The 26,338-nt window shown below is 71.9% G+C and carries 24 protein-coding genes; 10 read left to right on the top strand and 14 right to left on the bottom strand.

Annotated elements, in window-relative coordinates; translation table 11 throughout:
• Window position 1: 1 nt before the first annotated feature.
• The 5 genes from I5071_RS35335 to I5071_RS35315 all read right to left on the bottom strand — a co-directional run bounded on the left by I5071_RS35335 (window position 2) and on the right by I5071_RS35315 (window position 5,239).
• Complete coding sequence (locus I5071_RS35335) at window positions 2-853, bottom strand: Fic family protein (RefSeq protein ID WP_236517750.1); 852 nt, start codon at window positions 851-853, stop codon at window positions 2-4.
• A 108-nt stretch (window positions 854-961) separates the two neighbouring features.
• Complete coding sequence (locus I5071_RS35330) at window positions 962-1,525, bottom strand: TlpA family protein disulfide reductase (RefSeq protein ID WP_236517749.1); 564 nt, start codon at window positions 1,523-1,525, stop codon at window positions 962-964.
• Complete coding sequence (locus tag I5071_RS35325) at window positions 1,522-3,096, bottom strand: sensor histidine kinase (RefSeq protein WP_236517748.1); 1,575 nt, start codon at window positions 3,094-3,096, stop codon at window positions 1,522-1,524. The genes I5071_RS35330 and I5071_RS35325 overlap by 4 nt, the downstream gene beginning before the upstream one ends.
• Window positions 3,093-3,731, bottom strand: coding sequence for a hypothetical protein (locus tag I5071_RS35320; protein WP_236517747.1), 639 nt, complete (start codon window positions 3,729-3,731; stop codon window positions 3,093-3,095). Before I5071_RS35320 ends, I5071_RS35325 begins: the two co-directional genes overlap by 4 nt.
• A complete protein-coding gene (locus tag I5071_RS35315; protein WP_236517746.1) occupies window positions 3,728-5,239 on the bottom strand; it encodes a BamA/TamA family outer membrane protein in 1,512 nt (503 codons plus the stop codon). The genes I5071_RS35320 and I5071_RS35315 overlap by 4 nt, the downstream gene beginning before the upstream one ends.
• A gap of 93 nt (window positions 5,240-5,332) precedes the next feature.
• Here I5071_RS35315 and I5071_RS35310 point away from each other — a divergent pair, with 93 nt between their 5' ends.
• A complete protein-coding gene (locus I5071_RS35310) occupies window positions 5,333-6,457 on the top strand; it encodes a hypothetical protein (RefSeq protein WP_236517745.1) in 1,125 nt (374 codons plus the stop codon).
• A 42-nt stretch (window positions 6,458-6,499) separates the two neighbouring features.
• On the opposite strand, the gene I5071_RS35305 is transcribed toward I5071_RS35310, so the two are convergent.
• The 3 genes from I5071_RS35305 to I5071_RS35295 are packed head-to-tail and all read right to left on the bottom strand — an operon-like array spanning window position 6,500 to window position 9,746.
• On the bottom strand, window positions 6,500-7,333 hold the full coding sequence (locus I5071_RS35305; RefSeq protein WP_236517744.1) for an SDR family NAD(P)-dependent oxidoreductase: 834 nt from the start codon (window positions 7,331-7,333) through the stop codon (window positions 6,500-6,502).
• 14 nt (window positions 7,334-7,347) lie between these two features.
• A complete protein-coding gene (locus I5071_RS35300; protein WP_236517743.1) occupies window positions 7,348-8,250 on the bottom strand; it encodes an alpha/beta fold hydrolase in 903 nt (300 codons plus the stop codon).
• Window positions 8,247-9,746 carry a flavin-containing monooxygenase gene (locus I5071_RS35295; protein ID WP_236517742.1) on the bottom strand — a complete coding sequence of 500 codons (1,500 nt, stop codon included), beginning with the start codon at window positions 9,744-9,746 and terminating at the stop codon, window positions 8,247-8,249. The genes I5071_RS35300 and I5071_RS35295 overlap by 4 nt, the downstream gene beginning before the upstream one ends.
• Before the next feature lie 105 nt (window positions 9,747-9,851).
• Between I5071_RS35295 and I5071_RS35290 the strand changes: the two genes are divergently transcribed.
• Window positions 9,852-11,084, top strand: a complete 1,233-nt coding sequence (locus tag I5071_RS35290) for a PucR family transcriptional regulator (protein ID WP_236517741.1) — start codon at window positions 9,852-9,854, stop codon at window positions 11,082-11,084.
• 16 nt (window positions 11,085-11,100) lie between these two features.
• Here the strand turns inward: I5071_RS35290 and I5071_RS35285 are convergent, their stop codons facing one another.
• A complete protein-coding gene (locus I5071_RS35285; protein WP_236517740.1) occupies window positions 11,101-12,144 on the bottom strand; it encodes a hypothetical protein in 1,044 nt (347 codons plus the stop codon).
• Between the two features lie 37 nt (window positions 12,145-12,181).
• Here I5071_RS35285 and I5071_RS35280 point away from each other — a divergent pair, with 37 nt between their 5' ends.
• A complete protein-coding gene (locus tag I5071_RS35280; RefSeq protein ID WP_236517739.1) occupies window positions 12,182-12,679 on the top strand; it encodes a hypothetical protein in 498 nt (165 codons plus the stop codon).
• Here I5071_RS35280 and I5071_RS35275 read toward each other — a convergent pair.
• Window positions 12,663-13,895 carry a hypothetical protein gene (locus tag I5071_RS35275; RefSeq protein ID WP_236517738.1) on the bottom strand — a complete coding sequence of 411 codons (1,233 nt, stop codon included), beginning with the start codon at window positions 13,893-13,895 and terminating at the stop codon, window positions 12,663-12,665. The two genes, I5071_RS35280 and I5071_RS35275, sit on opposite strands and share 17 nt — an antisense overlap.
• Window positions 13,896-13,975: 80 nt before the next feature.
• Between I5071_RS35275 and I5071_RS35270 the strand changes: the two genes are divergently transcribed.
• On the top strand, window positions 13,976-14,557 hold the full coding sequence (locus tag I5071_RS35270; protein ID WP_236517737.1) for a hypothetical protein: 582 nt from the start codon (window positions 13,976-13,978) through the stop codon (window positions 14,555-14,557).
• A gap of 162 nt (window positions 14,558-14,719) precedes the next feature.
• Here I5071_RS35270 and I5071_RS35265 read toward each other — a convergent pair whose 3' ends face one another.
• Window positions 14,720-15,301 carry an NAD(P)H-dependent oxidoreductase gene (locus I5071_RS35265; RefSeq protein ID WP_236517736.1) on the bottom strand — a complete coding sequence of 194 codons (582 nt, stop codon included), beginning with the start codon at window positions 15,299-15,301 and terminating at the stop codon, window positions 14,720-14,722.
• Window positions 15,302-15,437: 136 nt separating this feature from the next.
• On the opposite strand from I5071_RS35265, the gene I5071_RS35260 reads away from it, so the two are divergent.
• The 5 genes from I5071_RS35260 (at window position 15,438) to I5071_RS35240 (ending at window position 20,469) form a co-directional block, all read left to right on the top strand.
• Window positions 15,438-16,061 (top strand): class I SAM-dependent methyltransferase, encoded by a 624-nt coding sequence (locus tag I5071_RS35260; protein WP_236517735.1) that lies wholly within the window; start codon window positions 15,438-15,440, stop codon window positions 16,059-16,061.
• A 7-nt stretch (window positions 16,062-16,068) separates the two neighbouring features.
• Window positions 16,069-17,205, top strand: a complete 1,137-nt coding sequence (locus I5071_RS35255) for a TetR/AcrR family transcriptional regulator (protein WP_236517734.1) — start codon at window positions 16,069-16,071, stop codon at window positions 17,203-17,205.
• Between the two features lie 24 nt (window positions 17,206-17,229).
• On the top strand, window positions 17,230-18,816 hold the full coding sequence (locus I5071_RS35250) for a hypothetical protein (RefSeq protein ID WP_236517733.1): 1,587 nt from the start codon (window positions 17,230-17,232) through the stop codon (window positions 18,814-18,816).
• Between the two features lie 9 nt (window positions 18,817-18,825).
• Window positions 18,826-19,662: a hypothetical protein gene (locus tag I5071_RS35245; protein ID WP_236517732.1), complete on the top strand. Its 837-nt coding sequence runs from the start codon at window positions 18,826-18,828 to the stop codon at window positions 19,660-19,662.
• Window positions 19,663-19,794: 132 nt separating this feature from the next.
• Window positions 19,795-20,469, top strand: coding sequence for a hypothetical protein (locus I5071_RS35240; RefSeq protein WP_236517731.1), 675 nt, complete (start codon window positions 19,795-19,797; stop codon window positions 20,467-20,469).
• Between the two features lie 126 nt (window positions 20,470-20,595).
• Here I5071_RS35240 and I5071_RS35235 read toward each other — a convergent pair whose 3' ends face one another.
• From I5071_RS35235 to I5071_RS35225, 3 genes are all read right to left on the bottom strand, one after another.
• On the bottom strand, window positions 20,596-22,935 hold the full coding sequence (locus tag I5071_RS35235) for a Tex family protein (protein ID WP_236517730.1): 2,340 nt from the start codon (window positions 22,933-22,935) through the stop codon (window positions 20,596-20,598).
• Window positions 22,936-23,027: 92 nt separating this feature from the next.
• The gene (locus tag I5071_RS35230) at window positions 23,028-23,585 is read right to left on the bottom strand and encodes a hypothetical protein (RefSeq protein WP_236517729.1); all 558 of its coding nucleotides are present in this window, start codon (window positions 23,583-23,585) and stop codon (window positions 23,028-23,030) included.
• A gap of 58 nt (window positions 23,586-23,643) precedes the next feature.
• Window positions 23,644-24,765, bottom strand: coding sequence for an alpha/beta hydrolase (locus I5071_RS35225; protein ID WP_236517728.1), 1,122 nt, complete (start codon window positions 24,763-24,765; stop codon window positions 23,644-23,646).
• A gap of 68 nt (window positions 24,766-24,833) precedes the next feature.
• Between I5071_RS35225 and I5071_RS35220 the strand changes: the two genes are divergently transcribed.
• Window positions 24,834-26,336, top strand: a complete 1,503-nt coding sequence (locus I5071_RS35220; protein WP_236517727.1) for a sensor histidine kinase — start codon at window positions 24,834-24,836, stop codon at window positions 26,334-26,336.
• Window positions 26,337-26,338 lie beyond the last annotated feature (2 nt).

Raw genomic sequence — 26,338 nt, 5'->3', positions numbered from 1 at the left:
CTCAGCGCTTCTTCGCGCCCGCCGCCTTCTTGCGCGGCTTGGGCGCGGGCTCTTCGACCGGCGCCGGCGGCGCGATCGTCTCGAAGTAGCGGATCGCGCTCTCCATCGAGCTCATCAGCGCCTCGCGCACCACGGTCGCGAGCGCGTTGTCGTTGGTCTTGAGCGCGTCGTAGTAACGCTGGCGCTCGGTCGCGTGGATGATCGCGGGCGGGAACCCGTTCTGCAGCAGGATCAGGTTGCCGACCAGACGCGCGACCTTCCCGCTGTGCTTGGGGAACGGGTAGATGTGCAGCAGCTGGAAGTGCGCCTTCGCCGCGAGCCGCACCGGGTGCGTGGTGCGCTTGGTCTCCGCGGCGTTCACCCACTGCGTGAACTGGCGCAGCTTGTAGCTGATCTTGTCGGGCGTCGCGATCTCGTGGAAGTACAGCCGGTGGATCGGCATGTCCTTCCGGTACGCCGGAGGCTTCTTGCCCTCGATCTCCTCGGGCGCGAGGCACACGTAGAGGTCCTTCAGCGTGTCGAGGTCGATCTTGAGCTTCTTGCGCGTCGCCATCTCGCGCACGAGATCGACCGCGGCCTTGTTCTGCCGGATCTCGTCGAACGTCGGGACCAGCGAGGCATCGGCGGGCGGCTGGCCCTGCAGCGCGGCGTGCAGCTCGGGGATCGAGTAGACGACGCCTTCGAGCGCGCTGTCGTGGTGGATCCACGAGAGGTCGAGCTTGAAGTTGTAGTCCTTGCGCGCGTCCTCGGGGGCCGCCGCGTAGAGGCGCTGCAGGACCACGAGACGCTCGTCGAGCTTCTGCGCCTGCTGCTGGAGGCGCGTGAATTCGGCCCCGGGGTTCTGCGACGACATGGCGTGGCTGCTCATCCAGGCTCGGAAAGACCCACGCGAACCAAAGGGCCCGCGGCCCGGCAAAGATACCAGCCGACCACAACCCGGGCAAGCCGACGAAATTGACGTTCAGGGGTTTTCTGCAAGCAATTCGCGGATCTGCGCGTCGAGGTCGGTCTCGTCGGGCACTCCGACCTCGACTCTGCGCACCACCCCGCGCCGGTCGATCAGCACCAGCGTGGGGAGCGACTCGACCCCGTAGTCGGCCTGCATCCGATAGTGCTCGTCGTGCAGCGTGGGAAATCCCGAGCGCAGCGCGCGATGCGCGCGCTCGACGAAGCTGCGCGTCTGGTTCGCCTCGACGTTCACGCCCAGCGTGACCAGGCCCGCGTCGGCGTGGGTCGCGGCGAGGCGCGACAGGATCGGGATCGAGGCGCGGCAGGGCGGGCACCAGCTCGCCCAGAAGTCGAGGATCACCGGGCGCCCGCGCAGCGACTCGAGCGACACCCGGTCCTCGCGATCCGCGCCCTCGCCCGCGACGATGCGCCCCTCGAGCGGTGGCGCGGGCTGCGACATCAGCGGGCTCTCGGCCGGGAAGAAGCTCCGCGCGAGCCACGCCCCGAGCACCAGCAGCGCGAAGCCGAAGCCGAGGGCGCGCAGGATGGTGCGCGTCGAGGGTCCACCGTCGCTCATGCGGATGATCCTTCGCGTTCGATCGGGAGCCGGATGCGGAAGAGCGCGCCGCCCTCGGGCGCCTCGTCGCACGAGATCGTACCGCCGTGCTCGAGCACGACCTTCTTCACGATCGCGAGGCCCAGGCCGGTGCCTTCCTCGCGCGTCGTGTAGTACGGGTCGAACACGCGCTCGCGCGCGCCGAGCGGCACGCCGGGGCCGTCGTCGCGCACCTCGAGCAGCGCGTCGTCGCCCTCGCGTCGTGCCGCGACGATCACCGTGCTGCCGGGGCCACCGCGAGCGCGGCTCGCGACCGTCGCCTGCACGGCGTTGCGCACCAGGTTGTCGAGGCAGCGGCGGAGCATCTGGGCGTCGATCACGACCGGGAGCGGCACGTCGGGATCGATGTCGAGCCGGACGCTCGGGATCGGGAGCCCCGGGCGCGGTGCCTCGCCCTCCGAGGCCATCGCCTCGGGATCGACGCCCTTCGCGAAGTCGCGCGCCAGGGCGCGCAGATCCGCGGGCGCGAGCTCGGGCGTGGGCAGGCGCGCGAACTCGCCAAACTCCTTCACCAGTCGGCGCAGCGTGGTGATCTCTTCCTCGACGATGTCGCGCACGTCGTCGAGGGTGCGGCGGTAGCGCGCGTCCTCGCCGCGATAGCTCTGGTGGAGCTGCTGCACCGCGAGCTGGATCGGCGTGAGCGGGTTCTTGATCTCGTGGGCGAGGCGGCGCGCCATCTCCTGCCACGCGCCGACGCGCTGGAGGTACTCGATGCGATCGCGCGAGGTGCGGATGTCGCGGACCATCGCGTTGAACGCGCGGGTGAGCTCGCCGACCTCGTCGGCCTCGTCGGTGGGGACCTCGACCGTGAGATCGCCGCCACCGACCCGCTGGGTCGCGTCCGCGAGCACCACGATGCGGCGGGTGACGCGCCGCGAGACCACGATGCCGATCGCGAGCGCGACCACCGCGACGCTGAGCAGCAGCGCGATGTAGACCGCGAGGTAGAAGCCCGCGACGTACGACGTGCTCGCCTCGAGGTGGCGGAACACCTCGACGACCTCGCCCGCGCGCTGATAGGCGAGGAAGGGCTCGTTCGGCGCGGCGACCGTGACCCGCACCGTCACGTGCTGGAGCGCGGGATCCGCGGTGCCCTCGAAGTCGCGCTCGAGCACGAGGTGGCGGTCACGATCGGGGTCGAGATCGCGCGTGCTCGCGGCGAGCATCCCGCCGTCGTCGCCGACGATCTCGATCGCGGCGAGGTGCTCGTGGCGCGCCAGCGCGGCGTCGAGCACGTCGCGCGCGGTGCTGGTGTCGTGGGCACGCAGCGCGTCGACGAGGCGGTAGTCGTAGGCGACCGCGTCGGCGCTGCGCTCGGCGTCGGCGCGCATCGCGACGAGGTACTCGTGGTAGGTCTCGAGGCTCGCCTCGAGCTGCCTTCGCACCCGCGGGTTGACCCCGACGCGATACGACTCCGCGAGCACGCCGCGGCCCAGCACCAGCGCGCCGATCAGCGGCACGAACGCGACCGCGGCGATCACCGCGAGCACGCGTCGCTCGAAGCGACCGAGCCTCAGCGGGCTCTTGGTCATGGCACCCGCACCTCGCCGGACGAGCGATAGCGGATGGTGCGCTCGGCCTCGCCGATGCGGCGGTTCACGAAGAGCGAGACGAACGAGCCGAAGAACGCGTCGCCTTCGACGCCCGCTCCGTCGGGCCGGGCGAGCCAGCGGCGGATGCGGTGCACGGTGTCGGGCGAGAGCGGGTTCAGCTCGATGATCGCGGCGAGCCACACGCTCTGGCCGCGCGACGGAGCCCAGTCGCGCGAGCGACCGACGCGCAGCGCGCGCAGATCGAGGCACGCGTCGATCACCTGCTCGACGCTGCGCATCGTCTCGCTGCGATCCGACGACTCGGTCTGGATCTGCACGCGATAGGTGAGGCCCCACGGGTCGTGGGTGATGCGGCAGGAGCGCACGCCGATCGCGATCGGCGTCGTGGTGTCGCCGTGGAACGCGTAGACCCGGGTGACGAGGGTCTGGGGCAGGCCGCTCGAGAGACGACGGCGCAGCGCGGCGTCGGCGAGATCGCTGGCCTCGGCATCGACGTGCGCGGCTCCGTCCTCGAAGCGCACCGACATCGCGCGGCGCGCGATCGTGTCCTGCGCGTGCACGGGCGAGGGCACGAGCAGCAGCGCGGCGAGCGCGATGAGGGCGCGCGCGATCACAACGAGACGAACCCCACGAGCGTCGAGAACGCGAGCTGGAACACGCCGATCGAGGTGTCGAGACGGATGCCGACGTCGAACGTGAGATCGATCGGGACGCTGATCGGGTAGCCCGGGATCGGGCGCGTGAACATGTCGGTGTCGGCGAGCGCGTAGAGGCCGACGTCGACGAACCCGAAGAGCGCGCGCACCGCGTCGTTGGGGCGGACGATCAGGAACGCGTACTCGATGTCGGCGCGCGCGCCGAGCTGCGCGAATCGGAGCTCGGCGATCGCGGTGCCGAGCAGGTTCGGCGGGGTGCGGCGATCGAGGTTGAGCTCGAGCATGCGGCTCGGGATGAGATCGCTGAGATCGGCCGCGTAGAAGCGATAGAAGACCGGCGCGTCGCCGAGCGCGGCGCCGACGAAGAGCGTCGTGCGCAGCGAGTGCTCCCAACCGGGCAGCGCGATCCACTCGCGCCACAGCGCCTGCGCGCGGAAGAAGTCGTAGTCGCCGCCGAGCAGGCGCGACGCGAGATCGCCGCGCAGCGTGACCAGGCGGCCGCGGCGGGTGAGGCCGGGATCGTCGCGCTCGTCGTGGACGTAGCTGAGCGTGAGCGTCGAGACGAAGCTCGTGCCGTCGTGCAGCGCGAAGTCGATGGGAACGATCTCGCTGCCGCGTCGCTCGCTCGCGGCGTCGGGGCGCGAGAGCACGTCGACGACCTCGAGCTGGTAGGAGACGTTGATGCGGTTCTCGGGATCGAGGGAGAGCCCGGTGCCGATCCAGCCGCCGCCGCGGTGGTAGCGGACGAGCGCGTAGCGGACCTCTTCGGGGCCGAAGGGACCCTCGGGATCGACGGGCGCGACCGGGGTGACGAGCACGTCCTCGTCGCCGTAGACCTCGCGCGCGTTGAGGAAGAACGCGCCGATGGTGAGCGCGAACGGGGTGGAGGCGAAGCGCGGCTCGTGGAAGCGCAGGCGCAGGCCCTGCTGCAGCAGCGAGAGGACGAACGAGCCCTGCAGCGAGGTGCCGGTGCCGAAGAGGTTCGACTCGGAGAGCGTGGAGCCGACGTAGATGTCGCCGCCGTAGCTGCGCTCGCCGTTGAGGCCCTCGGAGACGCCGAGCGCGATCTCCTCGAGCAGCACGGTGTTGCGCTCGTGGACGACGACGACGAGCACGACGCGGCCGCGCTCGCGGCCGCGCTCGATGGAGAGCTCGACCGAGTCGAAGAACCCGGTGCCGAGGAGCTGCCAGCGGGCTTGCTCGAGGCGCTCGTCGTCGACGTCGAGCGGGGTGCCGATCTCGAACGGGAGGGCGCGACGGATCACGTGATCCGCGGTGCGCTGGTTGCCCCGGACGTCGATGCCCTCGAGGAGGAAGACGAGGTCGGGGTCGGGGTCGGGGGCCGGGGCGGCTTCCGGAGCAGGGGACGGCTCGGGGACCTCGGTGTCGGCCTGCGCGTGCGCCCGCGACGGTGGTGGGCTCGCGACGACGCACAGCGCGAGCACGAGCCAGACCGGGGCGCGCACCGGCGCAGCCTACTTCACGGGGTGGTCCCGATCGAGAACGGGGTCGCATGTGCGATGCTCGGGCTCTCTGCCGCGAGAAGACGGGGTCGAACCGTGGCGAACGCGACGAAGAAGGCGACGAAGCGCAAGGCCGCGCCCGCACCGGCGAAGAAACACGCTCCGGTTGGCGCGCCCCCGAGCGTCGTACGGGCGCTGGCGACGTCGATGCCGCCGTGGCTGCGTCCAGTGCCCGCCGTGAAGCCGCGGACGAGCGAGCCACCGCTCGTCGGCGACGCGCTGCCCGCGCTGTTCCGGGTCGGCTTTCCGCACATCCGTTTCGCGGCCGACGACGACGGAACGATCGATCCCGCGCCGGCGACGGCCGAGATCTTCACCGGCGGATGGATGCTCCCGCAGCTGCTCCGGCCGCGCGGCGTGTGGGCGCGCCTCGCTCGAGCCTACGCGGGGAACGTGCTGACGCTGAGCTCCGATCCGCGGCGACGAGGCCTCACCCCCGAGGCGAAGCAGGCGATCGCCGACCCTCGACCCATCGAGCCCGAGGCGGTGCCCGGGCTCGTGCGGCGGCTCATGACGGAGCCCGGGACGCTGCGGAACCGCGAGCTGACCGAGGACTTCGTGTACGCGCTCGAGGCGCTGTGCGGACCCGAGCCGGTCGCCGGCGCGATCGTCGACGTGCTCGAGTCCCCGCCGCCCGGCACCGCGCTTCCCCAGATGAAGCCCCTCGTCGACGACGTGGCCCTGGCGCTGGGCTTCGTGCGGCTGCGGCTCACCCCCGCGAAGCAGAAGGCGCTCGACGCGCGCCTTCGCGCGGTCGTCGCGTCGGGATCGAAGCGCTACCCGATCCCGCGGCTGCGGCTCACGGCGTTCCTCGACACGGCGCACCCGCCCCGAGGCGCCGTCGTGCCCGACGTGCTGCACACCACCGACGTCCCGGCGATCCTCGCCGGGATGAAGGCCTTCCGGCCCGACGCCTACCCGCTGGACCTGCTCGATCCGCGGCTCGTGTTCCTCGCCGGCGCCGACGCCATCCCGCTCTATCTGGAGAAGCTCCCGGCCTACGAGCGCTGCCTCCACCCCAACGTCGCGCCGGTGCAGCTCCGCGCGTTCGTCGACGCGATCGCGCCGTTCCGCGACCCACGGGTCACGGCCTGGCTGCAGGCGCTCGAGGCGCATGCGATCGTCGGCACCGACGCGAAGGCATGGCTGGCGACTCGATGACGATGACGATCACCGACGAGCTGCGGTGACGGCGGGCGTGCCTCAGCTCATCGTCCTGCGGCTCCAGAACATCACGATCTTCTGGTACGCCGAGGGCAGGGAGCGCGCGAGCCAGTCGATCACGCGGGCATCGGGCCCGACGAGGACCCGGCGTTCGTCGCGCTCCACCGCGCGCAGGATGATGCGCGCCGCGTCCCCGGCGCTCGTGATGAAGCTCTTCTCGAACTTCGCGCCCGCGGTGGCGGGATCGATCCCGAGCTTCGCGAGGCTCGGATCCTGGCGCGCCGAGCGCGAGATGTTCGTCTTGATGCCGCCGGGATGCACGCTGGTCGCGCTCACGCCGCAGGGGCTCAGCTCCAGCTCCATGCGCAGCGCCTCGGTGAAGCCGCGCACCGCGAACTTCGCCGCGTTGTAGGCGGACTGCGTGGGCACCGCGATCAGCCCGAACACGCTCGACGTGTTGACGATGTGCCCGTCCCCGGTGGCCTTGAGGTGCGGCAGGAACGCCTTCGTCCCGTGCACGACGCCCCAGAAGTTGATGTTCATCAGCCACTCGAGATCTTCGTAGCGGCCGTCCTCGATCGACGCGCCGAGGGCGACGCCCGCGTTGTTGAAGATCAGATTGACCTTGCCGTGCTCGCGCGCGACCACGTCGGCCCACGCGAACACCGCCTCGCGGTCCGCGACGTCGACGCGCGCGTGCGTCACGCGCACGCCGCTCGACGCGAGCAGCCCCACGGTCTCCCCGAGCCCCGCCTCGTTCACGTCCGAGAGCGCGAGGTGACAGCCGCGCTGGGCGAGCTCGACGGCGAGCGCGCGACCGATGCCCGAGCCCGCGCCGGTGATGGCGGCGACTTTCCCAGCGAACGATCTCATCCCGTCCTCCGTCCTCACGCCGCGCGCTGCCGCGCGTCGGCGAGGTGCCGCGCGACGAGCTCGGTCACCCTCGGGATCACGCCCGCCGGCAAGTGGTGCCCCATGCCCTCGATCGTCACGTGCGCGGCGCCGGGGATCGCCCTCGCGGTCGCGCGCCCGCCGCTCGGATGCACCATGAGATCGCTGTCGCCGTGGAGGACGAGCGTGGGGGTCGTGATCCGTCGGAGCTCGCGGGTCCGATCACCCGACTTGAGGATCGCGCCGATCTGCCGCGCGATCCCGGCGGGAGCGTGGAGCCCGTCGCCGCGATCCCACGCCGCGCCCGCGTAGGCCTCGAGCGCCTCGAGATCGAGCGCGAATCCGCTCGGCCCGATGTGCCGCATGATCGTGACGTGACTCGCGATCGCCTGGTCACGCGTTCGCGCGCGTGGTCCGGCGAGGTGACGCAGCGTCGAGAGGCTCGGCTGTCCCACGCGGCGCGCGCCGGTCGTCGAGAAGATCGACACGAGCGAGCGCGCCCGACGCGGATGACGCGCCGCGATGGTCTGCGCGATCATGCCGCCCATCGACATGCCGACGAGGTGCGTCGCGTCGATCCCGAGGTGATCGAGCAGGCCCACGGTGTCCTCGGCCATGTCGCCGAGGTCGTAGTTGTCCGCGTGCGGCACCCGGAGGAGCTGCCGGAGGACGCCCGGCGGTCGCGTCGCGATGCGCGAGGATCGACCCACGTCGCGGTTGTCGAACGCGATGACGTGATGGCCGCGCTCGACCAATCCATCGATCAAGCTCTGCGGCCACCACGTCAGGTGGAGGCCCAGCCCCGCGATCAGCAGCAGCGGCTCGCCGCGCGTCGAGCCGCTGGTGCGGTAACACAAGCGCACGCCGCTCGGCAGCTCACAGAGGTGCTCTTCGATCATCCGACCGCCCTCAGCACCGGCGGGTGCGACTTCGACGAAACGCGCGGCCGGAAGCGCAGGTGGCGATCCTCCACCGAGCCCTCGCGGAGCAGCTTCGTGTCTTCGACGTAGTCCATCGACATCAGCCAGGGGTACGCCTCGCCCTGACGCGGCAGCTCGTGCAGCGAGCGCTTCACGTAGCCGGCGCCGAAGTCGAGCAGCGGCCGCGTCTTCATGTCGGGGTCGGCGCGCTCGGCGACGCAGATGGCGTGGCCGTTCCGGTCCATGTGCGCGAGCAGCCGGCAGAAGTGCTCGCACAGGAGGCCGATCTTCAGCGTCCACGACGAGTTCGTGTAGCCGATGGCGAACGAGAAGTTCGGCACCCCGTCGAGCATCATGCCGCGGTACGCGACCTTCTCCGCGAAGCGCACCGGCGCTCCGTCGACCACCAGCGCGATGCCGCCGCAGGTCTGCAGGTTGAGGCCGGTCGCGGTGACGATGATGTCGGCTTCGAGCTCCTCGCCGGAGGCCAACCGGATGCCCCGCTCGGTGAAGGTCTCGATGCGATCGGTGACGACCGACGCGGTGCCCGCGCGGATCGCGCGGAAGAGGTCGCCGTCGGGCACGGCGCAGAGCCGCTGATCCCACGGCTCGTAGGGAGGGTCGAAGTGCTGGTCGACCGGGAAGCCCTCGGGGAGCATCCGGGTGTTGATCGCGCGCAGCCAGCGGCGCGCCGCCTTGGGGAACCGCCGGCAGAAGCCGTAGATCAGGCGCTGCGTCCCGATGTTCTTGCGGCGCGTGATCTCGTACGCGGTCTCGGCCGGCAGGTACTTCCGGAGCGCGTTCGCGAGCCGGTCCTTCGAGGGCACCGGCAGGATGTACGTCGGCGTCCGCTGCAGCATCGTCACCTGCCGCGCGGTCTCCGCCATCGCCGGCACCAGCGTGACCGCGGTCGCGCCGCTGCCGATCACGACCACACGCTTGCCGGCATGGTCGAGATCCTCGGGCCAGTGCTGCGGGTGCACGATGCGGCCCTCGAATCGCTCCTCGCCTTCGAAGCGCGGTCGATAACCCTCGTCGTAGCGGTAGTACCCGGCGGCGCAGAACAGCCACCCGCACTCGATCTTCGTGCGCTCGCCGGTGTCGGCGCGCTCGACGTCGACGACCCAGCGCGCGCCCTCGCTCGACCACGCGGCGCCCTTCACCTGGTGGCGGAAGCGGACGTGACGATCGATGCCGTTCTCCGCGACCGTCTCGCGCAGGTAGTCGAGGATCTCGCCGGCACCGGCGATCGACTTCTCGTGGGTCCACGGCTTGAACGCGAAGCCGAACGTGTGGAGGTCGGAGTCGGAGCGGATGCCGGGATAGCGGAAGAGATCCCAGGTCCCGCCGATCGCGCCCCGTCCCTCGAGGATCGCGTACGACTTCGCCGGGTGCTCCTTCTGGAGGTACCAGGCGGCGCCGATCCCCGAGATGCCGGCCCCGACGATCAGCACGTCGACGTATTCGCGGCTCATGCAGCGCTCAGCATGCGGGGGCGGATCGCGGCCTGACAATGTGCAGATTGCACCAAAGTTCGTCATCATCAGTGCACTGTGCACACCAGGACTCCCCGGGCGGGCATGTGGCAGTGGGATCCGCCGTCGGAGCGCGTTCGCGAGCTCATCCGGCGCGGCGCGGAGATCGCCCTGCGCTCCCCCGACGAGTGGCTCGCCGAGATCGACGACGTGACGCTCACGACGCTCGGCATGAGCGCGATCGCGAGCGACCCGGTGCTCGCCGCGGCGACCCGCCGGGTGAACCGCGCGAACCTCGCGCACTGGGCCGAGGCGAACATCCGCGACCCCGGGGCGCCCGTCCCGCCGAACCTGGGGCCCGAGCCGCTCGCCGCGGCGCGCGATCTCGTCCGCCGCGGCATCAACGAAGCGGCTCTGCACTCGTACCGGACCGGTCAGAACGCGGCGTGGCTCCGCTGGATGGCGATCGCGTTCGAGCTCACGTCGGACGCCAGCGAATTGCGCGAGCTGCTCGACGTGACCGCCCGATCGATCTCGGCGTTCATCGAGGCGACGATCGCGGGCATCACCGCGCAGATGGCGAAGGAGCGGCACGAGCTCACGCGCGGCACCCACGCCGAGCGGCGCGAGGTGGTCGCGCTGCTGCTCGAGGGCGCGCCGATCCGCCCGGCGCACGCCGAGCATCGCCTCGGGTACCCGCTCGACCAGGCGCACCGCGCGGCGGTGATCTGGAGCGAGGACGCCGAGTCCGACATGAGCGCGCTGGAGAGCGTGGCCGAGGCCCTCGCGCGCATCACCGGCGCGCCGCGTTTCCTCGGCGTGGTCGCGAGCGCGGCGACGCTCTGGGTGTGGCTGCCCGGCGTTGCCGAGCCCGAGCTCGACCGCGTGCGCGCGGCGATGCGCGACGCCCCCTCGGCGCGGGTCGCGATCGGGTCGTTGGCGAAGGGCGTCGAGGGCTTCCGCCGCAGCCACCTCGACGCGCTCACCGCGCAGCGCATGCTCGCGCGCCTCGGCTCCGACGCCCGCGTCGTGAGCTTCGATCGGGTGCGCCTGGTGTCGCTGATCACGATCGATCCCGAGGGCGCCGATCACTTCGTGCAGCACACCCTCGGCGACCTCGCGACCGCGAGCCCCGAGCTCCGGCAGACGGTGGAGGCGTTCCTCGAAGAAGGCTGCAACGCATCGCGCGCGGCGGAGCGGCTCCGCGTGCATCGCAACACCCTGCTGCGCCGGCTCGAGACCGCCGAGGCCCTGATGCCGCGACCGCTCGAGCACGACCGCGTCCACGTGGGCGTGGCCCTCGAGGTGCTGCGATGGCGCGCCGGGAGCGAGCGCTGACGCGCGGCGGGCGCGATCACGGGCACGGCGAGCGCGCGTCGAGCGGGAGCACGGTGCCGGTCTCGACGTCGACCGCGAAGACTGCGTGCTCGCCGCCGACGACGCGGGTGCCGCCGAACACGATCACCTGCTCGTCGAGGACGCACGAATCGAACACGGCGTGGGGCACCGCGAGGATCCACCGCATGTCGTCGTCGGGACCGATCGCGGCGATCACGTCGTCGGCATCGGTGAGTTCGTCCATGCGCACCGAACGTGGTTCGGCTCGCGCCGTGACGTCTGCCCACGTCGCCGTGCGGTGCAGATGCACGAGCACCTGATCGCCCGCCGCGTGCGCGTCCATCCAGCCGAAGGTCCCCGGAATCGTGAGCGCCGCGCGCGGCTGCTCACCTGCGCGTCGTCTCATCACGGTATCGAAACGGGCGATCCAGAGCAGCTCGTCGTCGGCGACCGCGAACGACGACGGCAGCGCGAGGAGGACGCGCCCGGTCCGGAGGTCGATGACCGACTGGTCGATCACGATCTCGGCGGCGCCCATCACGTCGACCATTTCGAGCTCGATGGTCGACACGGGACCGAGCGACCAGCGCGCGACGCCGCTCGCGTGGTCCATCGCCCAGAGACGCAGATCGTGGTCGACCACGAGCGTGACGTCGCCGAGCACGCGGGCGTCGAACACGCGGGCGAGCGGCCCGCTCCACCGAAGCGCGCCGGTGGCGAGCTCGCGGCCGTGCCATGCGTCGCGATCTTCGACGAGGAGCTCGTCGCCGCGCGCGAGGTGCGAGGCGCCGAAGTCGTTCCACGGCGTGGTGTCACGCACTCGGATCCGCCACCGCGGGCCTGATGCGTCCGAGACCTCGAGCTCGTGGGTAGGCAGCCACGGCAACCACGGAGCCGCGCGCCGCTGGTGCTGCGTCACGACGTAGGCGCCGAACGGAGTGGCGGAGAGCGTCGCGACCCGTCCGCGCACCTCGAACAGCCACAGGTACGCGACCACGACGATGGTGACGAGCACCACCGCCGCGCCGACGAGCCACGAGGCGCGCAGTGTCGCCGTCATGGTCGGAGCCGATCGAGGCACGGCATATGATGCACCGATGGGCGACTTCGACCCTCCGCCGCTCGCGTCCGACGGGCCCGCGTGGCGCGCCCACAAGCGCGCGATCCGGGCCGCGGGGCGACGGGCGTGCATCGCCGCGTTGTTGCCGATCGTGCGGGCGCAGGTGCCGGTCCTGCGCGACGCGAGGAGCGCGGTGTCGAACCAGGCCGATCGCTTCCTGTCACCGCGCGAAGCGGGCGCCGTTGCGGAGCGGTTGCTCGACGCGATCGCACGCTGGATCGACGGAGCCGGCGAGGACGACGTGCGCGAGGTCGTGCCTTCGAGCTGGTCGACGATGCTCGGCGGGCGCGGCGGCGCGGCGGGGTCGATCGCACTGGCGGTGCACGCGCTCTGCGACGCGGTGCTCTCGCGACACCCCCACGAGCAAGCCGTGCACGCGGTGGTCGCGTCGCTGGCCAGCGCCGGCGTGCCGCTCGGCCAGGTCGACGCCGCGCTCCGCGCGGCCTACCGCGCGCGCTTCACTGCAGCTGAGTGAGCAGGCCGACGACCAACAGCCCGATCGCGACCACCGTGATCACCCAGAGCAGCGGGGTCAGGCCCTGGTGCTTGGCGCGCTCGGCCTCGCGCTCCAGCGCGATGCGATGCGACGGGCTGCTGCGCGGAGGCTGCTCGACGCGCAGCGGGGTGCGGTCGGGCTTCGCGGTGCGCGGAGGCTCGCTCTGCGGGGTCGGGGTCGGCGTCGCGTCCTTGCGGGGGCGCAGCGGGGGCGGCTTCGCGGGCTCGGGCTCGACCGTCGGGTGCTCGGCGCTCTTGCGGCGCGCGGGTTGGGCCTCGATCAGCCCTTCGTCGCGGGCGTGTCCCGGCGCGACGTGGCGGGTGCCGAGGTCGGTGCCCGCGGGCACCGCGGTCGTCGGGTCGTCGGGCTTGAGGTAGACGACGCGCACCGTGGGCTCGCGGCGGCGCGGCGCGTTGAGCGCGGGCATCGTCGCGGGACGGGGGCGCACGCTCTTGCTCGCGCCGCGCGCCGGGCTCACTCGCGCGGGGCGGGCGCGCTCGCTCTGATCGACGATCGTCGTGAGCGCGACCTCGAGCACCTTCATGAGGTGCTTGCCGGTGTCCTCGGGGTTGCGGGGGCGGACGTACTGGGTGGTCGGCTCGCGCGCGTCGAAGTCGTCGCTCTCGAGCGCCTTGCGCGCTTCTTCGGCGGGCAGCTCGGGGATCAGCGTGCGGACCTTCGCGTTCACCGCGATCTCGAAGCGCCCCGAGTCCCAACCGAAGACGTGTGTGAGGTCTCCGTCCTCGCGCCCGTCGACGCGGATCGCGAGCAGCTCGCCCGCTTCGTAGACGAGCTCGACGCGCTCGCCCTCGTGGTCGAGCTTGAGCGTGCCGGTGAGGCCCGCCTGCTCGCAGTAGTTCATCAGGTCCGCGGGCACGTGCACCGAGAGCGAGCCGACGCGATGGCGATCGTCGCCCTGCGAGACCGGCAGCACGGGCAGGCGCTGGTGCACCACGAAGATGCCGCCGCGCATCGCGAGCAGACGCTCGACGGGGTCACTGCCGTCGGGCAGCGGATCCTGGTCGAGGGCGATCTGTCCCGCGATGAGCTCGACCTCACCGGTCAGCTTCGTTCCGTCCTCGATCGTCGCGGTGAAACGGAGGCGGCCGGTGATGCGGCGAGCCTCGATCTCGCGAAGGATGTCGAGGACGCCATCCGGGGGGATCTCCCCGGACATCGCGGGTTCGGTCGCCATCCAGACTCCGCATTGGGATCGAGCGGGGGTCTGGTGTCAAGCGCTTGTCTCGGCGTCGGATCGAGCGTCCAATGCGCGCGATGTCGCGTCTGGTTCGGTGTGCGCTCGTGGCGCTCGTGATGGTCGGTTGCGGGCCTTCTGCGTCGTCGTCGTCGTCGCCCGACACCAGCGCGGGAGGCGAAGAGACGGCGGCCGCGGAGAGCTGCGAGACGCTGCGGGCGCGCGAGGCCGAGGCGCGGGCGGCGGTGGAGTCGTGTCGGGCGTCGACGCCGCTGCCGGAGTGGGCGCTGCGCGACGAGCTCGAGTGGCTCGAGGAGGCGATCGGAGCGCGGCTCGATGCAGCACGGCGCGGCGAGGAGGTCTCGACCGGCGTGGTGCAGATGCAGGAGATCGCGGAGCACGTGTGGGCGCTGCTCGACGAGGTGCCGGAGGAGCAGCGCGATGCGGCGCTGCTGGGCCGCGTGGAGGACGGCGCGGAGGCGCTGATGCACCCGCACACCGCGGAGGGACGTCAGGAGGCGCTGGCGCAGGTCGCGGGGGCGCTGGGCGCTCTGCGCGAGCGGCTCGAGCCGGCACCGCCCGCGGATGCGTGTGAGGGCCCGGCGCGCGATGCAGCGGCGGCGTGGATGTCGATGCAGGCGGTGTGCGGCGAGGCGGAGTGAGAGACGCGGAGTGAACGACCGAGCACGTGCACGTCGCGCGAACGAGAGTGAGGACGGGCGCGGCGGGCTGAGAGCCGGTGGCGTGCACCCGCAAGCGGGGCTGGGGCCCCGCGCGCAGCGCTCCGCGGCCGGGGTCGACAGGGGGCGGAGCCCCCGGGGAAGTCAGCGCAGCCAGCGCCGCGCTGGGTCGCGGCGGTCGACCGCCCACGCGCGATAGGCGCTGCGATCGACGCGGGTCGCGACCACGAGGTTGTGACAGACGATCTCGAGATCCGCGGTGCTCCACAGATCGTCGGCGTGATCGTGCGACGCGTGATCGATCGCGATCTGCGCCGCGAGCGTGACCACCAGACCGCTCATCGGTGGGATCGATGCGCCCAGCGTCGCGAGCACGCTCTGCAGGCGCGCGAGCACCGCCTTGCCGCCGACCGCGTGCGCGCCGACCAGCACCGCCGCCGGCTTGCCGAGCCACAGCGCGGTGCCTTCGCTCGGGGTCGCCTCCTCGAGGAAGCGCTGCAGGTGCGACGAAGGACCGTCCCAGTACGTGCCGGTCACGATCACGAACCCGTCGGCGAGCGCGAGCGCGTCGCGATGGGGCGCGAACCCGGGCTGCGCGGCGAGCGTGACGACCTCGACGTCGGCGTGCGGCGCGAGGTGCGGCAGCGCGTGCGCGAGCAGCGCGGCGCTGTTGCCGTCCTCCCCGCCGAGGCCGGCCTGGATCGCGAGGATGCGCGGGCGGTGCATGTCGCGCGCGAGGGTCGCGCACCCGAGGGCCGCGCGTCGAGACGATCCTGGACAGATGCGCGGGTTCGTCCCGAACGGGACGCCGGTGGGGTCGCTGTCGCTACGCCTCGCGCGATCACGGCCACACAGTGAGCGCATGCGACACTTCGTTCCCGCGGCGGGCCATCCCTCGCTGCTCGCGCTCTACGATCCGCTCACCAAGCTGCTCGGCGCCGACTCCGATCGCGCCGCGCTCCTCGAGCAGGCCGCGCTCACGCGCGGGCATCGCGTGCTCGACGTCGGATGCGGCACCGGGACGCTCGTCGTCCAGGCCTCGCGTGCCCATCCCGGCATCGAGATCGTGGGGCTCGATCCCGATCGCGACGCGCTCGCACGCGCGCGTCGCAAGGCCTCGCGAGCCGGGGTCGACGCACGCTTCGTGGAGGGGTTCGCCGACGCGCTCCCCTGGGGCGAGGGCTCGTTCGATCGCGTGGTCTCGTCGCTCATGTTCCATCACCTGCCCGACGCGACGAAGCCGGCGATGCTGCGCGAGGTGCGGCGCGTGCTCGTGCCGGGCGGGACCTTCCACCTGCTCGACTTCGTGCCGCGCGAGCGCTCGTGGCTCTCGCACCGTCTCGCGTGGAATCATCACGCGCGTGGCAACGCCCCCGCGGCGATCGTCGAGCTCCTCCGCGACGCGGGCTTCGCCTCGGCCGAGCACGTCACGAGCCGCGACGCGCTCCTCGGGCGCACCGGGTACTTCCGCGCCCGCCGCGACTGATCGACGCGTGGAGCGCACGCACCGCGCGCTCCGCGAGGCGCTCTTCGCGGCGATGCGCGAGCGCGGGTTCGACGCGGTCAGCGTGCAGGCGATCTGCGCGCGCGCGAACGTCGGTCGCTCGACGTTCTACGCGCACTTCGCCGACAAGGAGGACCTGCTCGTGAGCGGGTTCGACGAGCTGCGCGAGCAGCTGCGCGCGCACGTCGCGGTCGAGGGCGCGGGCACGCTGCGCTTCGTGCGGCCGCTGCTCGCCCACGTGCGCGAGCACTGGTGGATCCCGCGATCGCTCGGCGCGGGACGCGCCGGGCTCGTGGTGCGCGAGCGGCTGCTCGAGGTGATCGAGGATCTGGTGCGCGACGATCTGCGGGCCCGCGGCGCGAGCGAGGAGCTCGCGGTGCGGTATCTCGCGGGCGCGTTCAGCGAGACCGTGCGCTTCTGGCTGGAGTCGGAGCGACCGATCGAGGTCGAGGAGGTCGCGCGCCGCTTCGACGAGATGTCGCGCCCGGTGCTCGAGTCGCTGCGGTGCAGATCAGGGCGGGCACGGGAAGTCGTGCGACTGCCACGTGCCGTCGACGCACACGACGCCGACGCCACAGCACCACGGCGCGCACTGCGCATTGCCTTCGCACGGCGTGCCGGCCTCGGGGCACGGCGGGCGGTTGGGCACGCAGACCCACTCCGGCGGCTCGGGCAGCGGCCGGACGCCCTGGCAGAGCGGCGGACGGCCGCAGTAACACTGGCCCTCGGGATAGGCGCACTGGAGGAAGCGCGCGCCCTCGCCTTCGCACGACGGGCCGGGCGCATCGAAGGTCGCGGGGCACTCGGTCGACGTGGCCTCGGTCGACGGGGCCTCGGTCGACGTGGCCTCGGTCGACGAGGTCCTCTGCTCGCTGCTCGTCGCGTTCTCGGTCGACGATGGAGCGGTCGTGGTGGAGCCGCCGCACGCGGCGAGCAGGACGAGCCACACGAGCGATCGCCGCATCGCGTGATGATAGCCGCACGGCGCTACGAATTCCGTAGCGCTGGGCGCGCGAGGGGGATCACGCCCCCAGCCTCGGGATCCGCGCCCCCACTCGCGCTCGCTGCGATCGTTGCGAAACGCGCGCTCCACGCAGGGGCACGATGCTTGCGATTGCACGCATGACCGTCTCGCCAGGAGAGTGGCTCGATGCGTGTGTCTCGTGTGCTCGCGATCTGCCTCGCGCTCGCCGCGTGCTCGAACGGAACGATCGAAGGCGACCCGCGCGACTCCGATGGCGGCGGGCTCGGGCCATCGGGCGACGGTGCGATCGCGCGCAACGACGGCGGCGGCGCCGGCGACGAGGATGCGTCGACCGGACCCTCGCCGGTGCCGGTGGGCACGATCGCCGAGCTCCTCGTGCCCTTCGACGCGAACCGCGAGGACCTCGTCGGCCCCGACGATCACGCCGCGATGTACGGCAAGAGCCCGGAGATCGTGCCGGTGCCCGACGGCACGTCGGTCGATCTGCTGGTGCAGGACCACGCGAGCGACGCGACGCCGCGCGCGATGATCGTGCGGCTCGCGCCCGACGGCGACGACCTCGTGATCACCCGCGCGATCGAAGCGCCGATCCTCGATCGTGTGATGGGCCTCGCGCGCGACGAGTCGGGCGCGTACTTCGTCGCGAGCGGCGCCGACGAGGCGGAGCGGATCACCCAGGAGTACCCCGCGCCCGGCACCTATCGCGAGGGCGTGGTGCGCGTGGTGGAGCTCGATGCCGCGGGCGCGATCGGCTTCGACGTGGACCTCGACACCGCGCGCGCCGCGGTGCGCGCCGACGCCGAGCCGCTGATCAACCCGATGGTCGCGGCGAGCGCGCGCCTCGCGTACGGCGATGGGCTGCTCGCGCTGGTGCACGGCAACAACACCGTGCCCGACGGCGGCGGCGTGCGGCACCAGAAGGCAGTCACGACGGTGCTGCGCGCCGACACCGGCGCGGTCACGCGGACGTCGACGATCTGGTGCAGCCACTCGTTCGATCAGCGCCTGACCCACGACGGCACCGGGTTCGTCGAGATGCACCTCGGCGATGCGTATCCGCGCTTCATCGCGCTCTCGCGCACGACCGCGGAGCGCGTCTCCGACACGTACCCGCTCTTCCATGTGAAGGGCTCGCTCGGCGACAACAACACGCACACCCGGCTCGGCGCGTTCGCGGCGATCGAGGGCGCGGGCGAGATGGGCTGGCTCGCGCTCTTCGCGAGCGAGCACACGACGGGCACCAGCGCGATCGAGGGCGCATCGCGGGTCGCAGGCGCGCGCGATCTCGCGATCGTGCGGGTGCGTCGCGACTTCGACGCACGGGGCGCCGACGAGAACGCGTTCCTCGATCCCGCGCTGCCCGATCGCCTCGACGTCACGTCGAGCGGCGACGCGCGCGAGAACCGTCTGCAGTGGCTCACCGACTACCAGTCGAGCGACGCCGGCGCGGTGCACGCGGAGCGCCCCAAGCTCGTCGCGCTCGGCGGAAATCGCTTCGTGGTGCTGTGGGAGCGCTGGGCCCGCGCCGATCGCGGCTTCGCGTTCACCGGCACCTGGGGCACGGTGATCGACGCGTCGGGCGCGACGATCGTCGAGGCGCGCGAGCTCACCGAAGATCACCTGCCGCGCGGCGACGACGCGTTCCGACTCGGCGACGACGCCGCGTTCGTGATCGGCGATCGCGAGGCGCGCACGCTGCGGGTGCACCGCGTGAGCGCGTCGCTCGAGGACCGCGTGGTGGTCGTCGAGTAAGCTGCGCGCGTGGTCTATCGCGAGCCGAGCGCGGACGAGGTCGAGCTCGTCCGCGCGCTCCTCGTGCCGCGGCGCGGAGCGATCGTCGCAGCGGTCCTGCTGCTCGCGGTCGCGGTGGTGGTCCCGCTCTCCGGCTCGGACGTCCCGCTGTTCGCGGCGCTCGTCGCGCTGGTGCCGTTGATCGAGACGCTGCGCTGCACCGTCTCGCTCCGGATCGCGGCGCGCGGGGGCCGCGTGGTGGTGCGAGAGGGCGCGCTGTTCCGGCGCACGAGGGTGCGCGAGCTCGACGCGATGACGTGGCGGCACGTGCACACCGACGAGCGCGCGGCGCGCACTTGGCTCGCGCTGCTGCCCGGCGGTGCGCTCCTCGCGGCGGCGCTCGCGGTCACCACCGAGGACGGCACCGAGGTGGTGATCACCTCGCACCTGCTCGGTCGGACCCGGATGCGCGCGATCGCGCAGCGCATCGTCGAGCATCTCGCGCTCCCGCCGCCGATCGCGCACGAGCACCCGGGCCCGGCGATGCGGGAGAGGATCGTGGGGCTCGGCTGCCTCGGCCTCGCGGGGTTCCTGACGATCGTGATTCTCGCGACGCCGGCGATCCTGGCGCTGCAGCGGCGCACGACCGCGGGCGAAGGCCGGCTCGAGCTGATCTGCCGCGAGCGCTGCTTCTTCGACGGGATCACCTGCCTGCCCGGCGGCACGCTCGAGGGCAGCTACCCGCCGGGCTGGTACACCGTCGCGCTCGAGCACCGCGAGGTGCACCTGCGGGTCGTCGCCGGGCACCGCACCACGTTCGAGTGCCGTGACGACGCGGGAATCCCGACCCCGGTGCCCGACCGTTGAATTCCTCATCGGCTCGTCCACGTCGTGCGCTCCCGTCCGCGCGCTCCCGTGCGCGCGCGCCGCGGCCGAGCACTCCAGTTGCAATTGCCCCGCGCCATCCGGCGCGACAAACCAGCGCGCTCGGAGGCCGCGGTGCGACGAATCAAGGCAGCAGCGACCGGCATCTCGATCGCGTGGCTCACGCTCTCGATCCTCGCGTGCATGACCGACGCGCCGGACGGCGAGTGCGAGGTCGGCTCGGAGGGCTGCGAGTGCACCGCGGGCGACGGGTGCGATCCCGGGCTCCAGTGCGTGATGGACGTGTGCCAGGAGCCCTGCGACGGCGGCTCGTGCGCCCGCGACGCGGGCACGCGGCGCGATTCCGGGCGCCCCTCGAGCGGCACCTGCACCGGCACCGTCGACGCGTGCTGGCAGGGCTGCATCTCGAGCGGCACGACGACCGCGGCATGCCGCGCGTCGTGTGATCTCGGCGACGCGTACGGCTGCTACGCGCTGTGCGTCGACAACGGCGACGACGCCGGCACCTGCCGCAGCCTGTGCGGCGCATCGGGCGCGATCGCGGAGCTGGGCTGCGCCGAGACCTGCGCCGCGCGCGGTGTCGCGACCGCGACGTGCAAGAGCCTGTGCGGCCTGACCAGCGACTGCGGCGAGGTCGGCTGCGCGGGCGTGTGCCTGCGCCAGGGCGACGACGTCGTGAGCTGCAAGAACGTCTGCGGCTTCACCACCGCGCGCGGTCGCGAGGCGTGCCACGCGGTGTGCAGCGAGCGCGGTGAGTCGCCGGCGACGTGCTCGGCGATCTGCGGCTAGGAGAGCAGGAGAATTTCTGAGGAGAGCAGGAAGTTAGGAAAGCAGGAGACGACGACTCTCCTCTGCTTTCCTTAGAGGAATCTCAAAAGGAAAGGGCGCTACGGAATCCGTAGCGCCCCTTTCGTTTCACTTCCGGTCGAGCAGCTTGGCGAACGGGTTGTTCGCGAACTGCTTCGGCGGCGGGCCCTTCTGCTGCTGCGGGCCACCGCGCTGCGGGCCACCACGCTGCGGGCCGCCGGGCGGACGCGCGCCGCCGTGCTGGTTGCCCTGACGCGGGCCGCCCTTGCTCGCCTCGTCGTGCATGCGCGCGCTCAGCGAGATGCGCTTCCGCGCCAGGTCGACCTCGAGGACCTTCACCGTGAGCTTGTCGCCGACCTTCACGACCTCGCTCGGGTCCTTGATGAAGCGGTCGCTCAGCTTGCTCACGTGCACGAGGCCGTCCTGGTGCACGCCGAGATCGACGAACGCACCGAACGCCGTGACGTTCGTGACCACGCCCTCGAGGATCATGCCCTCCTTGAGGTCCGTGATCTCCATGACGTCGTCGCGGAACTTCGGCGGCTCGAAGCTCGCGCGCGGATCACGCCCCGGCTTGCCCAGCTCCGCGACGATGTCGCGCAGCGTCGGCTCGCCCACGCCCTCGCCCACGTACTTCTGGATGTCGATCTTCTTCGCGAGGTCGGAGTTGCCCACCAGCTCGGCGAGCGAGACCCCCATGTCCTTCGCGATGCGCTCGACCAGCGCGTAGCGCTCGGGGTGCACCGCGCTCGAGTCGAGCGGGTTCGCCGCGCCGTGCACCCGGAGGAAGCCCGCGCACTGCTCGAACGCGCGCGGCCCGAGCCCGCTCACGTCGAGCACCTGCTGGCGCGACGTGAACGCGCCCTTCTCCTCGCGGTGCTTCACGATCTTCTTCGCGAGCGAGGCGCCGATGCCCGCGACGTACGAGAGCAGCGACGCGCTGGCGGTGTTGAGCTCCACGCCGACGTGGTTCACGCAGCTCTCGACGACCTCGCCGAGCTTCCGCGCGAGCAGCGGCTGGTGCACGTCGTGCTGGTACTGCCCGACGCCGATCGACTTGGGATCGACCTTCACCAGCTCGGCGAGCGGATCCTGGAGACGACGCGCGATCGAGATCGCGCCGCGCACCGTGAGATCGAGCTCGGGGAACTCCTCGCGCGCCACGTCGCTCGCCGAGTACACGCTCGCGCCCGACTCGCTCACCGGCACGACCACCACGTCCGCGATGCCCGCTTCCTTGAGCGTCTTCTTCACGAACGACTCGGTCTCGCGGCCCGCGGTGCCGTTGCCGATCGCGATCGCGAACGGCGTGTGGCGCTTCACGAGCGTGAGCAGCACGCGCTTGGCGTCCTCCTCGCGCGCCGCGCCCTGCGACGGATAGATCGTGTCGTTGACCAGGAACTTCCCGGTCGAGTCGACCACCGCGACCTTGCACCCGGTGCGCAGGCCGGGGTCGATCCCGATCACGCTCTTGGTCCCGAGCGGCGCGCTCAGCAGCAGGTTGCGCAGGTTGTCGGCGAACACGTCGACCGCCCCGCGATCGCTCTTGAGCTTCAGGTCGACGCGCACGTCGTTCTCGACGCTCGGCGCGAGCAGGCGCTTGAACGCGTCCGCGATCGCCGCGCCCATCTCGCCGCACCACGGCGAGCCGCGGTCGAGCTTCATGATGTTCTCGAGGCGCGGCACCACGCGCTCGCCGTCGACCTCGAGCGACGCGCGCAGGATGCCCTCGCGCTCACCACGACGGATCGCGAGGAAGCGGTGCGACGGGATCTCCGCGATCGGCTCGCGCCAGTCGTAGTACTGCTCGAACTTCGTCGGCTCCTTGATCTTGTCGGGCACGCCCTCGCTGACGAGGATGCCCTCCTTCTCGAACGCCTCGCGCGTCACCGCGCGCACGTCGGCGTGCTCGGCGACGATCTCCGCGACGATGTCGCGCGCGCCCGCGAGCGCCGCCGCGACGTCGGCGACTTCCTTCTCCGTGCTCACGAAGGCCTGCGCCTCGGCGCGCGGATCTCCGTCCGCGCTCTGCGCGAGGATGCGCAGCGCGAGCGGCTCGAGCCCCTTCTCGCGCGCGATCGTCGCGCGCGTCCGGCGCTTCGGCTTGTACGGCAGGTAGAGATCCTCGAGCGCCGCCTTCGTGCTGCAGGCGAGGATCTTCTTCTTGAGCTCGTCGGTGAGCTTCCCCTGCTTGCCGATCTCGTCGAGGATCGACGCGCGTCGCTCTTCGAGCTCGAGGATGTACGCCCGCTTCTCCTGGATGTCGCGGATCTGCACCTCGTCGAGGCCGCCCGTGACTTCCTTGCGGTAGCGCGCGATGAAGGGAACGGTCGCGTTCTCCTCGAGCAGCTTCACGACCGCCGCGACGCCGCGCGGCGGGAGACTCAGCTCCAACGAGATGAACGGAACGGGATCGAACGCTTGAGGCTTGGTCGTCGTCTCGCTCATACGGAACGGACGCTTCTATCCGACGAGATCGACCGCTTCAACGTGCGAGAACGCCCGCCGCCCGATGCGTCGTGCCCCACGGATCGCTCGCGCTACGACAGCAGGAATTCGTAGAGCACGTCGGCATCACCCTTGGTGAACCCGCGGATGCGCCGCATCTCGACGCGAACCCCTCCGACGATCTCCAGACCGCGCTTGAAGTAGCCGCAGATCGCGTACTCGAAGTAGGGGTGGTGGACCTCGCGCGCGACGTCGAGGATGCGCAGCTCGACGCGGTTGCCGTGCTTCACCGTCTCGGCGCGGCCCTTGGTGAAGAAGTTCGCGTAGAGCACGCGCCCCATCCCCGCGAACGACTCGAGGCTCTTGGTCTCGCGCAGGTGCTTGTAGGGGCCCTGGGTGAGCGACCACTCCGCGCTCGCCGCGCCGACGCGGATGTACGACTCGATGTCGCCGCCGTAGAGCTCGGCGACGATCGCGTCGTTGAGCGCGAGGAACGGCTTGATGGGCAGGAGCGAGGTCGCGAGGATCGGCTCGCGGAACACCGGCTCCTTCTCCGCGAAGCGCTCCAGGAAGCGCGTGAACTTCTCTTCGCCGAGCTCGTGGACGAGCAACGTCCGGCGCGCGAGGAACGCAGTCCCCTTCACTTCCACGGCGACCTCCCCTGAGCCGTCATGGTCCGTCACCGAGCGTCGCCGAGGCAAGCGAGAGTCAACCGGCGTCGCGAGGAGCACGGCGGCGACGGCGTCCCGCATCGACGCCCGCGTCCTCACCGGCGTCGACGCCGGCATCCTCGATCGGCACGCCGCCGTCCTCGCCCGGCGCGAGCGCCGCCGGGCACGCGGTGTCGCCGACCACGTCGCACACCGCGCGCTCGAGCCAGCGATGGAACGTCTGGTTCATCGCCTCGCTCATCTCGTGGCCGACTCCGTCGAACTCGACGAGCTCGATGTCGAACCCGCGCGAGCGCAGCCGATCGACGAGCACGCGCGTGGGCCCGACCGGGATCACCGGATCGACGGTGCCGTGCATCGATCGGATCGGCGGGAAGCGCAGATCGTCGCGCCGATAGAGCGGCTCGAGCGGCGGCGGCAGCCACGTCGAGAGCGGGAACGCGTGGCCCACCACGTCGTCGTGGTGCAGCGCGAGCGCGTACGTGAGCAGCCCGCCCTGCGAGAAGCCGCTCACGATCGGCCGGCCGATCGTGGGGCGCTCCGCGGTCAGCGTGCGGATCATCGCGGCGACGCGCGAGCTCACCTGGAAGAGCGACGACGCGAGGCGATCGACGAGCCCCGATCCCACGCTCACCGGCAGCCACTCCCACCCCGTGCCCAGGCGATCGCCCGCCTGCGGGACGATCACGCGCACCGGGTGCGAGAGCCCGAGGAAGGGGCCGCCCGGCAGGCCCGCGTTGCCGCCGCGCCCGTGGAACACGAAGACGATCGGGAGCGCGTCGTCGAACGTCGCGGGGCCGATCACGACCTCGAGGAAGTGGATGTCCTCGTACACGCCGCGGCGCACCTGCAGGCCCTCGATCGGCCCCTCGGGCAGCGCGATCGGAGGCCCGCTGTCGCCGTCACCCGCGTCCACGCCGGCATCGTAGATCGCCGACTCCGAGATGCGCCGGATCGCGGTCGCGGCGAGCGCCGCCTCGAGGTCGCCGGCGGGCGGCGGCCACGCCTCCTCGAGCGTGTGCGTGACCATCGCCTCGGCGCTGCGGTTCGGCTCGTCGCCCTGGGGAGACTGGCAGAACGCGAGACCGAGCGCGCTCGCGGTGGTCAGCGCGCCGATCGCGAGGGCGGCGCCGGTACGCGCGTCGAGGTGCGTCGCCACGGCGCGCAGCTTAGTACGCGACGTCGATCGTGCAGGTGTGGCCCGCGCGTTGCGACCACGTGGTCGCGATGCGGCTCGCGATCGAGCAGCGAGACGGTGCGCTGCACGAGGGATCGCGCCCGCGGGCGCGCGAAGGGCCGGGTCTCGGGCTGCGCGGGACCGTGACGTTGTGGTCGGTGCTCTTCGGCACCCTCGCGATCGCGCTCGCGCTCGCGCTGCTCGTCGTGACGACCCTGCTCCACGACGTCACGTGGACGATGCTGCGCGACACCCAGAGCCGCGCGCTCGCCGACGAGATGGAGCTCCGGCTCGAGATGTACGACTCGCTGGGTGATCTCGCGGTCGCGACCGACAACCCCGAGGTCGCGCGACCGCGCGGGACGCTCGATCGCCAGATGCGAGCGAACCTCGACCAGGCGCGCACCCTCATCGCGAGCCCGCGAGAGCGCCTCCTGCTCGACGACATCGAGCACCTGCTCGACGAGGCCCAGGCGCGACGCCGCGCGCTCGAGGCACGCGACGCGCCGCTCGAGGAGGTGGTGCGCGAGATGCGGGGGCCGCTGGGCGCGCTGCACGATCGGGCGGGCGAGCTCCGCCGGATGAACGTCGAGCAGGTCGAGCACGCGCAGCGCGAGACCGAGCGGGTGGACCGGCAGGCGTCGATCGCGGCGATCGCAGCCGCGGTGCTGATCGCGTCGGGCCTCCTGATGCTGGTCACCGGGCTGCACGTGCGCGTGCTGCGCCCGCTCGCCGTGTTGCGGGACGAGATCACACGTCCGACGGGCGGGCGAGGCGCAGCGCCCCTGGCGCAGAGCCCTCGCGAGATCCGGGAGATCGCGGTGGCGCTGAGCGAGATGCGCGGGGAGCTCGCGCGCCAGCGCGAGGAGCGGCTCGCGTTCCTCGCCGGCGTCGCGCACGACCTGCGGAACCCGCTCTCCGCGCTGAGGATGGCGATCTCGCTCGCGCGGAACGATCCCGGCGCGCGCGAGCGCACGCTGGCGATGGCGGACCGGCAGATCGAGCTGCTCGCGCGGATGATCGGCGATCTGCTCGACGCGACGCGCATCGAGGCGGGCGAGCTCGCCCTGACGCGCGAGCCCATCGATCTGCGCGACGTCGCGCGCGAGGTCGTGGAGCTGCACGCACCGACCGCGACCCGGCACGCGATCACCCTGGACGCGCCGGACGAGACGGTGATGGTGCGCGCCGACGTGCTCCGCATGCAGCAGGTCGTCGGCAACCTCGTGAGCAACGCGATCAAGTACTCGCCGCAGGGCGGATCCATCGGAGTGCGCGTCGGGCGGGAGCGGGAGCGCGCGTTCGTCGAGGTCGTCGATCACGGCATCGGGATCGCGACCGCCGATCGCGAGAAGCTGTTCCTGCCGTTCCGCCGGACGAGCGGGGCGCGCGCGGTCGCGGCGGGCGCCGGGATCGGGCTCTCGGTCGCGCGTCGGATCGTGGAGGCGCACGGCGGGGAGATCACCGTGGACAGCGTCGTGGGGCGCGGGTCGACGTTCCGCGTGTGGTTGCCCACGGAGAACGCGGCGCGCGGCGACCGATTTCCGAAATAGCG

The organism is Sandaracinus amylolyticus (assembly GCF_021631985.1).
Taxonomy (GTDB): Bacteria; Myxococcota_A; Polyangia; order Polyangiales; family Sandaracinaceae; genus Sandaracinus; species Sandaracinus amylolyticus_A.
Note: the sequence above shows the minus strand (reverse complement) of the source record. Positions and strands in the feature narration are given on the sequence as shown.

What these genes read in the sequence shown, in the direction of transcription:
- I5071_RS35275 (WP_236517738.1), bottom strand. Translation starts at nt 13,895, where the DNA reads ATGGCGACCGAACCCGCGATGTCCGGGGAGATCCCCCCGGATGGCGTC.
- I5071_RS35250 (WP_236517733.1), top strand. Translation starts at nt 17,230, where the DNA reads ATGCGTGTGTCTCGTGTGCTCGCGATCTGCCTCGCGCTCGCCGCGTGC.
- I5071_RS35265 (WP_236517736.1), bottom strand. Translation starts at nt 15,301, where the DNA reads ATGCACCGCCCGCGCATCCTCGCGATCCAGGCCGGCCTCGGCGGGGAG.
- I5071_RS35325 (WP_236517748.1), bottom strand. Translation starts at nt 3,096, where the DNA reads ATGACCAAGAGCCCGCTGAGGCTCGGTCGCTTCGAGCGACGCGTGCTC.
- I5071_RS35270 (WP_236517737.1), top strand. Translation starts at nt 13,976, where the DNA reads ATGTCGCGTCTGGTTCGGTGTGCGCTCGTGGCGCTCGTGATGGTCGGT.
- I5071_RS35330 (WP_236517749.1), bottom strand. Translation starts at nt 1,525, where the DNA reads ATGAGCGACGGTGGACCCTCGACGCGCACCATCCTGCGCGCCCTCGGC.
- I5071_RS35300 (WP_236517743.1), bottom strand. Translation starts at nt 8,250, where the DNA reads ATGATCGAAGAGCACCTCTGTGAGCTGCCGAGCGGCGTGCGCTTGTGT.
- I5071_RS35260 (WP_236517735.1), top strand. Translation starts at nt 15,438, where the DNA reads ATGCGACACTTCGTTCCCGCGGCGGGCCATCCCTCGCTGCTCGCGCTC.
- I5071_RS35295 (WP_236517742.1), bottom strand. Translation starts at nt 9,746, where the DNA reads ATGAGCCGCGAATACGTCGACGTGCTGATCGTCGGGGCCGGCATCTCG.
- I5071_RS35235 (WP_236517730.1), bottom strand. Translation starts at nt 22,935, where the DNA reads ATGAGCGAGACGACGACCAAGCCTCAAGCGTTCGATCCCGTTCCGTTC.
- I5071_RS35305 (WP_236517744.1), bottom strand. Translation starts at nt 7,333, where the DNA reads ATGAGATCGTTCGCTGGGAAAGTCGCCGCCATCACCGGCGCGGGCTCG.
- I5071_RS35280 (WP_236517739.1), top strand. Translation starts at nt 12,182, where the DNA reads ATGGGCGACTTCGACCCTCCGCCGCTCGCGTCCGACGGGCCCGCGTGG.
- I5071_RS35335 (WP_236517750.1), bottom strand. Translation starts at nt 853, where the DNA reads ATGTCGTCGCAGAACCCCGGGGCCGAATTCACGCGCCTCCAGCAGCAG.
- I5071_RS35220 (WP_236517727.1), top strand. Translation starts at nt 24,834, where the DNA reads ATGCGGCTCGCGATCGAGCAGCGAGACGGTGCGCTGCACGAGGGATCG.
- I5071_RS35285 (WP_236517740.1), bottom strand. Translation starts at nt 12,144, where the DNA reads ATGACGGCGACACTGCGCGCCTCGTGGCTCGTCGGCGCGGCGGTGGTG.
- I5071_RS35290 (WP_236517741.1), top strand. Translation starts at nt 9,852, where the DNA reads ATGTGGCAGTGGGATCCGCCGTCGGAGCGCGTTCGCGAGCTCATCCGG.